Raw genomic sequence first — 10,571 nt, 5'->3', positions numbered from 1 at the left:
GACAGGGGGGGGGGGGGCTATGTCCTTCGACGCCTTCCCCGGATGAGCTGGATCCCGCTGGCTGATGGGCGCAACGTGTTGGCTGTGCGCTTCGATGCGCAACGGCTCATTTGCCTCGGAACTGACCGACGATGAGGTGAGGAGCTTGTGGGAGACCGTCGCGTGGCACAGGCCGTCCTCGATGGAATCGCAAGCCGCTCCGGAGGAGACCACACTGGCGTGAGGCGGCCGTCGGCTATAGCGCACCGTCCCTCTTCTCCGAGTCCTGGCCGCCGCAGGAAGGGGCGAAGTCCGGCACGGTGGCGAAGGCGGACTGAGAAGAGCAGCCTGATGATGATCGGAGGCCGGAAATGACGGGCGCGGAACCTGTGGAGGTTTTCCGGTCGGAGCGTCACTTCCGGCTGAAGAGCGTCGAGGGGCTCACCCATCGGTCGATGCGGTTCACGAGCGAACAGGACGGCGGGCTGGCGACTCGGGTCGAGATCTATTTCGGGCAGGTCAGACTGATGTTCGTCTACCCCGAGATGGAAGCGCTGGTGGTCCGGCCCGCCCGCGGCAACGAGCTCCGCGAGGTGATCGCCAAGCACGGGCTGCCCGACGATACGAGCAATTTGTACCTTCTGGAGAGCGGCGGTCGCCAAGGCTTCGTGAGCTCTGGCCAACCTCATTGGGCCGAGGCAGCCGTCGCCTACTACGAACCGCCCCTCTTCGGCGGATCCCAGCGCCCCGAAGTTGTCGTGACCGCCGGGCTACTGCTCAAGGCGGACTGAGGCGACGGCCCGTTCGACTTCCCTCCTTGGATGTCGGCTCCCCCACGAGCGGCATCTTCTTTGGGTAATGGAACTTGGTCGTGGCTGTGTTGAAACGGTCAGGACGGGCCGGGCAGCTCAGCGAACCTCGCTGTTCAGATGACTAAGCAGGGCGGAAATGTCCGACGCGCTCAGGCCAGGCGATAGCGCTGCCTCCTCCTCGAGGTCTCCGAGCTCCACGACGGCGGGATCGTCGAGGATCCGCCCGAGGAACGTGAGCTTGTCTTCAAGGCGGCGGTCGACAAGTTCGTCGATAGTGTTTGCGGTGATAAGGACGGTGATATTAGTGATTGTGTCGGCAGCTAGCCCGAGGCGGTGGATGCGGTCCAGGCTCTGAAGGTAGCGTCCAGCCGCAAAGTCGCGGTCGACGTATACCGCGTCGTGGCAGACGTGGTGGAGGCTGATTCCCTCGCCGAGGGTCGCGGGGTTGGAGAGCAGCACCATGCAGTCTGGGTCCTCGCGGAACCTTCTCAGCTGGTCGTCCCGGTCAAGTGTGCCGCCCCGGACCATCGCGGGCCTGTGCGGTTTGAGCATCCCCTCGAGCGTGTTGAGGCTGCGGATGAAGGTTGACCACACGAGCGTCTTGCGGCCTACCGCGGCGTTCGCAGCTACGATCTTTACGGTCTCGGCGTACTTCGGTGAAAGCTCGTAATTCGGCAAGTCTTCGAGCAGTTTGGCCAGCGGGGAACCGGGCGGCGGCTGGAGCGCCGGCACGTGGTACTGGAGCGGCTCATACTTCGAACCGCCCTTCTTGAGCAGCGCTGGGCTTGTTGCAGCCATCAGCAGGTACATGATGATGCGGCCGAGGGCTTCCAGATCGCCGTCCGAGCGGGCTGCGTCTTCGCGCATCTGCCCAATCAGCGCCGAGTAGATCTCCTGGTGATGCTTCGGGAAGTCCAGTACTCGCGCGCGCGCTCGTACATGTGGCAGATTGAGCTCGGCCTTCGTGGTCCGCGTGAACAGCGGCTGCAGCGCAATGCTCGCTTGTTTCAAGTCACCGCTGCCGACAGCGCGCCGGACCTCCTGGCGCCCTTGTCCGGGCCATACGAAGCTGAACAGATTCTCAAGGTCTTTGACCCCGTTCGGAGCCGGCGTCCCGGTGAGGATGAGCCTGCGGCGGGCGAGCGGCCCGAGGGCGAGACACGCAGCACCGTAGACGCCGTCTGCGCCGAGCTTCATGCGATGGGCCTCATCAAGGATGATCATCGACGGGCCGGCCGCCAACCATCGGGCGAGCGCGACCTGGCTGCGGTCGAGACGCTCATAGTTAACGATCAGCAGTTCGGCTGAGACATCAATCTGTCCCTTCAGGACCTGCGCGCGCAGAGGCTCGGCAAAGCATGTCTCATTCTCACCGAGCCAGCTCTCGTAGGCGGACTTCGGCCCTACAACCAGCAGACGTTGTACATGGCCCTGCTCTCGCAGCGCCTGAAAGGTGGCTAGCGCGACGCGCGTCTTGCCCGCTCCAGGGACGGAGAAGTTTGCACCGTGGCTGAGCGCGAGAAGCTTGCCGATGTCGCGGCGCTGGAACGGGGCGAGCGGTCCGATCCATCCGGACCCGAGCTGCTCGGAGACCTCCTCATCGTTGAGAGCAGGCGCACTTGTCGGCTCTGCTTTGAGCTGTGCAGCAACAGCCTTGGCGTCGCGAACGCTGTCAGCGACGACAGATTTCAACTGGTCGTCCCACTCCACGTCGCGATTGGGCCAGCGCCCCATGACCTTGAGATTCGCGAGGAGGTCGTCCAGCGCGATCTGCACTGAGCCGGGACCCAGATGAACTACGGTGAGGAATCCGGCGACGAGCAGACGGAGATCCTGCTCGAAGCCGTCGGCCGCGATTAGAACAACTGCGGTGCCCGACGGGTGGAGTTCAAGCCGGAGGCTCGGCGCGCTGGTCACGATCGCACCCGCGCTGCTTGCTGTAGCCAGGACAGCCCTTTACCGGGCTCTGCCACGCCGCGCGAGGCTGCCGTGGCTAGCCTGACGATCACTTCGCGAAGGGCTTCGAGCGACTCATCGAGGACGTCATGGTCCATAACGTTCAGGCTCCGAGCCTTGCCGATGTCATCGATGCAGGTCTCAATGATGTCCGTCGCCTCTGCGAGGCGATCGGCCGCAGCGAGCTTCCGCTGGGTGAATGAGACATCGCGCTGGGCCTTCCGCAAGCTTTCGGTGACGGCCATCTTTGTCTCCGTGAGGAGAGCGGAAGTCTTGGTCACCTCTCGGGGCGTCAACTTGTCCGCGGCAGTCGACATCGCCTTCGCATGCAGTATCACGTCGGTCCGTGAACGTGCGCGCTCGACCTTGGCATCATCAGCGTCCAGGGTGATGTCGAGCCCTGGGATGTCGATGCCGCCTGTTCCGCCAGTGCCGCTGACGAAGTCCTCCGGGAGCGCCGGTTCAAGGTACGCGTCGTCGAAGTCCCTTTCGACAGCCCAGATTGCACGGATCGCTGTCTTGGCCTGGTCGGAGAGTACTGCCATCACGCTGGCTTCAAGGCGGCGTTCGGCTTGGTCGGGATAGCTGGCCTTCATCCCTGTGTACTTGACGTAGATCTCTCGGAGTGTTTCCTGGTGGCCTTCGAAGTCCATCCGTCGCATCCGCGCGACGGTTCCATCGGACAGCGTGACCTCGCTCCGTGCGACTGCGTTGTCGATAGTCGCCAACACCCAGAGACTCTGCTTGATGGTCTTGGCCTGCTTGCCGAAGGCACGTGCGATCTCCTCGATGCTCCGGCCGTTGCTGACTTCCTCGGCGATGGTGATGATCTCGTTGATGTAGGAGTAGTCACGCCTGTGCTCCTTGCGGAGCTGGAGGCTTAGCTCGACGGCGGCGACATCGGTCCAATCCCAATCCTCGGGCAGTACGCCGACGCGGATATTCTGCTGACGCAGCTCCTTGAGCGCAGCACGGCGGGTGTTGCCGTTGACAAGGATGCCTGAGGGCGTGATGAGAGCCGGGTCGTTCTGACCGCGGTACTGCAGGTCTTCCATGAGCGCGGTGAACTCAGGGTCGAGCTCATCGGGGTTGCTCGGCTTGTTCTGCAGCAGCTGGTGCAGGTACAGCTGACTCTGCTCAGACCATGGGTCGGACGTAAGCGCTACGTCCCGCGCAGGGTCGTGAGCGCGCTGTGCTCCAATCCGGTGCGTCGCAGGGTTGTAGTAGAGGTCATTGACCGGCATGGTGATGACGGGGAGATCGACAGGGCGTCCGCGCCATTCAACTCGCGTCGTCTCGGCCGTCTGACCGCCCTTGCGGACAAGGTCGAGCCGCTTCTCGACGAGTTCCTGGTTATCGGCTGCGCCAGGGGGCGTCGGGGTCATTCGAGATCTCCTCCATGAGTGTGGTGCACGCGTACGGGCCGTCCCCAGCTTGCCGCCGGCAGCATTGCATCCCAGTTATAGAGCGAATAGCCCTGTCGCAGGGTCACGATCCCGGATCCAGCACAGCGCGAACCTCGGCCCGTGATTCTTCAGGCAGTGATCGGTAATCAGCCCACAGCTGCTCGATCGCGTTGAACTCGCGATGATCGTCGGCTACCCAGCCGGCGAGGATCCGCTTCTCCAGCCGACCCAGGCCTCTGATGCCGGTGAGCACCTCGCCCAGGTCGGCAGTCAGCGTGCGCCCTCCCACGCGGCAGCGGTTGCATTCGGTCACCAGCTGCACTGATGCTGAGCCGTCGGGCTGAATGACCTCGCGGCGGGCGATGTCGAGCTGGGCTGTTTCGAAGGAGCCGGCGTAGGTCTCACCCTGCGCGATCCCGCAGGAGCGGCAGAAGTGGCCGTCCTTGGCCATGATCTCGCGGCGGCGCTTGGTGGACAGAGTGTCGGCATCGACCTTGACCGCCTTGCCGGGCACCCACACATCGACGCCCCGGACGACGAAGCGCTGCTCGTAAGGCTCGAGAGTGGGGTCCTCGCGGTTCGTGTCGATCTTCCAGCCGTAGTCCCGGAGGTCCCGCATCCGGCGGTCGACCTGTGAGACGCCCGGGAACGCATCCCGCAGCTGTTCCTTGGTGAAGACCTTGCCCACGCCGATCACTGTGACCAGCCACAGCGCTGCGCGCTTCATGGTCCCGTAGCTTGCGTCCTCCCAGGACGGAAGCCCTTGCTCGTTGTCCATCCGAACTCCTCTAGCGCCTCAGCTTGAGACGGCGCCAGAACCAATCCCATCGCAGCGCCCGCCCCGACGAGTTCCATTGAGCCAGACACGGTCCGGGAAGCGCGAGATGATGCGAGATTTTACGCAGAATGTGATTGTGCGGTATGTCGGAGAAGTGCCGTATGTCACTAAATGCCTGGAATTGCAAACGCACGTATCATACCATACCGGAGGGCTGTGTGTAGCGATTTCACGGAAGCGTGAAAGTGCTTCGCGGCACACTTCAGGTGGACTTCACATGCGACAATGACGAAGCTGTCGCACGAGTCTTTTATCGAGGGCGGGAGGAGCGACGTCTATGTCACCCCGAGGGCAAGTTGGCAACGGCAAGAGGCGCTCGGCATGCACGGAGGCGGAGCGTGCGTTCACGGACGCCCTGCTCGCGGTGTACGAGAAGCTCAAGCCGAGGACTCAGGCCGAGGTCGCGGGGCTTCTCTACTGCAGCGCGTCCGCCATGAGCCAGTATTTCAACCTGCAACGGTCAGTTCCAGGCGCCTTCGTCAAGGACCTCTACCGAGTCGCCCTGGACGCTGTCGGCGACGCCTCCGCAATGCCCCTCGGGCTTGACGTGCTCCTCGCCCTACATGACGAAGCTGGTCGTGAGGGTTGGTCACGGAGGAACGGAAGCGTGCCTGCCCCCCGGGAACCGGCCGACCTTCCGCCCACCGCTGAGGCGCCGGTCCAGTCGCGGTATGCGGACCGGCACCCTGTTGTCGGCGCCGCAGCGCGCTGGGACGGAATCGATGACGTGCGGCAGTTCCTGGAGGCGGGGCGGCCCCAAGACGCGGCACGGCTGCTGGACCACGCAGGCAGCTCGCTGTCGGCACAGGAGGTGCAGCTGTCCGCCGCGAGCTGCCGAAGCCTCGGATTCGATGACGGGGCCGAGGCGGTGCTGCGCAGCGCTAGCCGCCGCGGCGCCGAGCACGTCCTTGACGTCGTCAGAGAGCTTGCGCGCGCTGGACAGCACGCTGACATTGCAGTCCTCCTGCTCGGCGGTGACGCGGAGGATGACGGCGACAGCAGCACTTCGAACGGCACATCTCTTCTTCATCGCACCGCACTTCATCGCACCGCACGAGCGCTCGACACGGAGGCAGACGTGATGATGACCAACTCGGACCCCGACGAGGCCGCAGCGGCGGGCAGCCGGCTCGAACCAGTCGCTGCCGCCGGGCGGTCCGGCGGCAGCGCCGGTCCGCCCGAACCGGGGGACCGGCGCTTCGCGTTTTTCCCGCGCCAGCACAACGGCCCCTGTGGATGCGACGCTGGACCGATCGCTGTTGATCCCATGACGGGAGACTGCGAGTGCCCCGGATGCGGTGCGGGCGGGATGAACTGCGTCGAAGACTCGTGGGGCGAGACAGATGACGTTGAAACGGCCGATCTGCCGCAATGCCCCGAGCTCGCCGAACACGTCTACTGCTCGCACTGCACCAGCTGGTGGCGGCCGATTAGCTGCTGAGCCTTTCTACGCCACAACGTCGCGGTGCCTCGCCGAGTTCAAGCGATCCTCGTTGCAGGCCGGAGCCGGTCCGCCATTCGGTGCTGGACTAGGTCCGCAGATTGGTGCAAAATCGAGCGTACACAACTTTTTCGTACAACAGTTCGATAACCGATCGGGTCGATCATTGCTGGATCTGCCGGAAGACTGGTGGCATCCAGGTTAGTGTGGGTCGCGGCACACGCAGGTCGGGAACGTGATCGTAAGGGAGGCCGCTCGTGGCCGAAGGGCATCGGGTCTACACGTCCGTGGAGATCTGCGCCGGCGCCGGCGGCCAGGCGGTCGGTCTCGAAGCGGCAGGGTTCGAGCACGCAGCCCTTGTTGAGATCGACCCGCACGCGTGTGCCACGCTTCGGGTAAACCGTCCTGAGTGGAACGTCATCGAGGGCGATGTCCGCGAATTCAAGCCAATAGAGCATATCGCCGCTGATCAGCACATCGATTTGCTGGCCGGCGGCGTTCCGTGCCCGCCGTTCTCTTTGGCCGGCAAGCAGGAGGGCCCGGCTGACGCCCGCGACCTCTTCCCAGCGATGCTTGAGCTCGTGGAGCAGATCAATCCGTCTGCCGTGATGATCGAGAACGTTCGCGGCCTGCTCCAGGAGAAGTTCCGGCCGTACCGGGAGTGGATCCTGCAAGAGCTGAAGAACCTCGGTTACGTGCCGATGGATTGGGCGGAGTTCCAGGCTTCGCAGTTTGGTGTCCCTCAGTTGCGGCCGCGCTCCATCCTCGTTGCGTTGAAGCCCGAATACGCCGAGTACTACACCGCGCCGATTCCGGACCCGACGAACGTCGTCTCTGTCGGTGCGGCGCTGCGTGATTCGATGCGCAAGCGCGGTTTGACAGGTGCTGACCTCAAGAAGTGGACTAACCGCGCCAACCAGGTCGCGCCCACCCTCGTCGGCGGGTCTAAGAAGCACGGTGGCGCTGACCTCGGCCCGACGCGGGCGAAGCGCCAGTGGGAATTGATGGGCGTCGACGGGCACGGGCTGGCAGACGACGGCGAGGCCGCGGATCTTATCGGGCCGAAGGAACGAGGGCCGAAGCTGACTGTCGCCCAAGCTGCGCTGCTGCAGGGGTTCCCGGCGAAGTGGAAGTTTACCGGCGGCAAGACTGCGCGCTATCGGCAGGTTGGCAACGCTTTCCCGCCGCCGGTGGCCGGCGCTGTCGCGCATCAGATCATGGAGGCGCTCAAGGCTGGCGACGCTGCTGCCCAGCTGGCTTCCGGCGATCAAGTACCGCCTCAGCGATCTGTGCCGCACAGTCCTGAGGGGGCTGATGCTCCCAGTAGCGAAGAACCAGCCAGCCTTCCGCAGTGAGCTTGGCGTCGGTGTCGCGATCGCGAGCCACGTTCCCGCCGATCTTCGGGCCCCAGTAGCCGGGGTTCGTCTTCGGCGGGACGTAGTGCTCCGGACAGCCGTGCCAGTAGCAGCCGTCGATAAAGACCGCGACCTTCGCAGGCCCGAAAACGATGTCCGCGCGTCGGCGCAGGCTCTTTATCGGACTGCAGTCCACGCGGTACCGCATCCCAGCGGCGTGCAGGAGCCGCCGTACGGCGATTTCAGGACTTGTGTCCCTTCGCCGGTTGGACTGCATCGATTTCCGGTTCGCGGCAGAGGACGCCCAAGACCCATCTGGCTTGGACCAGGGCTCGTTGTCGGGCGGAGCTGCAGGGCGTTTCGTCATGTCTGGGGAAGCATCGGTGCTCGCTCCGGAGGATCTTCGGCGCCGGCGAGAATCCACTCGCTGCCATCAAGCACGACGCGTGGCGCAATGCTGTGCTTTTCACCGCTATAGCGTGCGAGCCGGGCAGATACGGACTCGCCGGCCTGCGGGATCGGGAGCTTTAGCGCCGCCGCGGCCTTCTGGTGGCTGTTGAACTGACCGAAGATCACAATGCCTTCTGGCTGGAGGCGTGACCGCGATCCGCCGTTATAGCGGATCCGCTTCATGTAGTCGTCCTGTTGGGCGACCGTTGCGACCACCGTTCGACTGATGCGGCGGCGCTGAGCACGACGGAAGAGTTCGTCGAGACGCTGTTGGCCGGAACGCGGAGCGAAGATCGCCTTGACGTCGGCGGGTGGCAGACGAAGAAGCGTGTTTTCCTGGAGCGGCGCATTCCAGAACAGACGGCGCACATGTCGGCGCCCCTCTTGGCTAAGGGTCCGCTTGAGATCGCGGTTGGCCCCGCCTCCCAGTACGGACTCGTTCGTGCGGACAAGGCCCGCGCACCAGCGCGATTCCTCGTCGCTGGCCCACACGACAAGGCACAGCTTTCCGACCGCTTCCGGCGGGATCATCCACTTCCAGAGGTCTTGGGAGTATTTGCAGTCGACGTCTATCCCCGCTATCTCGTAGTCGAGATCCTGTCCGCCATGGAACCCGAACTCCCGCTGCAGACTAATCTCGACAAGGGTCCCGCAGTGCGTCTTCTCGGTCTTGAAGAGCTCATCCCAGCGGAAACGGCCGGTCTGTTGGCCGTTCAGCAGCATATCGATCGTGTTCCGGAGGGCTGCGGCAATCCGGCTGCCGTCAGGATCCAGGGCGAGAAGATGTCGAGCCACCATTTCCAGCTCTGGATCATCATCACCTGCTGCCGACGCGGTAGGTTCCGGAAACAGCGCGTCGTCCCAAGGCTCAGCCACGGAGGAACTCTAGCGCTGGGACCTGACGGCCGACACTCAGAAGTGCACAGCAAAGTCTCGAAGGGCAGAACCGCGCTGTGGTTGCGCCTGTCCTGATCTGCTTGGCAGATAGTTAGAGCCAACCGGCCACCCTCAGGGTAGGCAACATGCGACTCGCGGCATACAAGACAATCGGCGCACCCAGGGCTTGCGAAACTCGACCTCGCAGCGTGATCAAACTACGCTACGTGGCATCGGTCCAGAGTGTGACGGCTGCCTGTGGTCCGCGGGCGTCCTTGTTTTCCAGGCTGTGGCGGTTTGACGTCGGGGTGGTCCAGGATGACCGTGTAGCCGAGGCTGCTGACCGTGCACCGCGTATGGCCGCATAACGGCTCACGGCCGGATAGGCCTGGTCGTCGCTTGGATAGAATGCCGCCATGAGATCCCGCGACGAACTGCTGCAGATCCTCGACGGTGTCTGTGCCGAAATCCGTGACAGCGCGATCGGCGACGTTGAGGTGGCAGAGCGGCTCGTGGTGGTTGCTTCTAGTGAGGCGGCCGTCGACCATTCTGTCGGCACGTCGACGTATCACGAGGGCAACGTAGTCGCTTTCGTCAACAATTCAGGGGTGCCATTCGTCGAGCAGTCCGATGATCTTATTGATCAGGTGGCTGGCCTGCGGCCCGAAGCTGTACTGCTAGCAGGTTCCGCCCTCACGGGGCGGCCCGGGGCGATCTTCCGGAAGGTCCTGGCAGTGCAGCTCTTCTCGGTGATCCACGGCATCCGCTTGGCTCGGATCGCTCCCGTTGAGGAGACGAATGGCGTGATCAGCGCGGTCGCACCATGGAAGGATGTCAAGGCGGGGCCGGCGGTTTGGGCCGAACGGCTTTTGGAACTACGAGCGTAACCAGTCTTCATCCGGCGTCGGCAGCAGGGGCCAACTGGCAAAGTCTGCGCCTGTGAGTCGATCCCCGACATATATTGCCAGCATGCTTAAGTGATGCGGTATCGCCCGTTTAGACACATTTAGACACATTTAGGCGGATGGTGTTGCACCGGAATACCCCACTTGCGGGTAGACCGCTGTCTCGAAGCAGGGTGTTCACCCGATGGTGACCAAGTAGAAGCCGAGCGCGGTGAGACTCGGGCCGTCGGTTACTTGCCTCTCCACCATCAGGTCACGTGCCTCGGCGCGGGTGAACCAGGCGGCACGGTCGGCTTCGTCGGCGTCGGCCTCGCCGATGTGGCTGAGGTCAGTAGCGTGGAAGACTGTATAGGTCATAGTGCTGATGCCGCTGAGCGGGTGGTAGGTGGTCAGCTGCTCCATGACCGCGGCATCCCAGCCGGTCTCCTCAGAGGGCGGGCTGTAAGTTAATGCCCGTTTTGCCGTTGGCTGCGGGTTAGGGTTGCTGGTCGGCGGCCGGTTCGGCGGTCGGCGGGTGTGCGAGGGTGAACAATCCCGGTTCGTTCTCGACGAC

9 protein-coding genes and 1 pseudogene are annotated in these 10,571 nt (G+C 63.8%); 4 read left to right on the top strand and 6 right to left on the bottom strand.

All coding sequences use genetic code 11. From position 1 onward, the window contains the following. The first annotated feature begins 350 nt into the window (after window positions 1-350). Window positions 351-770 carry a hypothetical protein gene (locus IZR01_RS44425; protein WP_194927343.1) on the top strand — a complete coding sequence of 140 codons (420 nt, stop codon included), beginning with the start codon at window positions 351-353 and terminating at the stop codon, window positions 768-770. Window positions 771-887: 117 nt separating this feature from the next. Here the strand turns inward: IZR01_RS44425 and IZR01_RS44420 are convergent, their stop codons facing one another. The 3 genes from IZR01_RS44420 to IZR01_RS44410 form a co-directional block, all read right to left on the bottom strand. After that, the gene (locus IZR01_RS44420) at window positions 888-2,708 is read right to left on the bottom strand and encodes a DEAD/DEAH box helicase (RefSeq protein ID WP_323747279.1); all 1,821 of its coding nucleotides are present in this window, start codon (window positions 2,706-2,708) and stop codon (window positions 888-890) included. Then, on the bottom strand, window positions 2,705-4,132 hold the full coding sequence (locus tag IZR01_RS44415) for a hypothetical protein (protein WP_194927342.1): 1,428 nt from the start codon (window positions 4,130-4,132) through the stop codon (window positions 2,705-2,707). The genes IZR01_RS44420 and IZR01_RS44415 overlap by 4 nt, the downstream gene beginning before the upstream one ends. Before the next feature lie 103 nt (window positions 4,133-4,235). Next, entirely contained in the window at window positions 4,236-4,931 is a 696-nt protein-coding gene (locus IZR01_RS44410; RefSeq protein WP_499698314.1) for a KpnI family restriction enzyme N-terminal domain-containing protein, read from the bottom strand. A 424-nt stretch (window positions 4,932-5,355) separates the two neighbouring features. On the opposite strand from IZR01_RS44410, the gene IZR01_RS44405 reads away from it, so the two are divergent. Further along, window positions 5,356-6,432, top strand: a complete 1,077-nt coding sequence (locus tag IZR01_RS44405; RefSeq protein ID WP_194927341.1) for a hypothetical protein — start codon at window positions 5,356-5,358, stop codon at window positions 6,430-6,432. A gap of 257 nt (window positions 6,433-6,689) precedes the next feature. Further along, the gene (locus IZR01_RS44400) at window positions 6,690-7,787 is read left to right on the top strand and encodes a DNA cytosine methyltransferase (protein WP_194927340.1); all 1,098 of its coding nucleotides are present in this window, start codon (window positions 6,690-6,692) and stop codon (window positions 7,785-7,787) included. Window positions 7,788-7,806: 19 nt separating this feature from the next. Here IZR01_RS44400 and IZR01_RS53855 read toward each other — a convergent pair. Continuing rightward, window positions 7,807-8,064, bottom strand: a pseudogene (locus IZR01_RS53855) (very short patch repair endonuclease); the annotation flags it as partial. Between the two features lie 86 nt (window positions 8,065-8,150). Then, window positions 8,151-9,113, bottom strand: coding sequence for a NaeI family type II restriction endonuclease (locus IZR01_RS44395; protein ID WP_323747278.1), 963 nt, complete (start codon window positions 9,111-9,113; stop codon window positions 8,151-8,153). A gap of 416 nt (window positions 9,114-9,529) precedes the next feature. Here IZR01_RS44395 and IZR01_RS44390 point away from each other — a divergent pair, with 416 nt between their 5' ends. Next, window positions 9,530-10,000, top strand: a complete 471-nt coding sequence (locus IZR01_RS44390) for a hypothetical protein (RefSeq protein ID WP_194927339.1) — start codon at window positions 9,530-9,532, stop codon at window positions 9,998-10,000. Between the two features lie 195 nt (window positions 10,001-10,195). On the opposite strand, the gene IZR01_RS44385 is transcribed toward IZR01_RS44390, so the two are convergent. Next, window positions 10,196-10,420, bottom strand: coding sequence for an NUDIX hydrolase (locus IZR01_RS44385; protein ID WP_194927338.1), 225 nt, complete (start codon window positions 10,418-10,420; stop codon window positions 10,196-10,198). Between the last annotated feature and the right edge of the window lie 151 nt (window positions 10,421-10,571).

Source organism: Catenulispora pinisilvae, from assembly GCF_015356865.1.
Classification (GTDB): Bacteria; Actinomycetota; Actinomycetes; order Streptomycetales; family Catenulisporaceae; genus Catenulispora; species Catenulispora pinisilvae.
The sequence above is the reverse complement of the archived record's forward strand: the minus strand, read 5'-3'. Positions and strand labels throughout refer to the sequence as shown.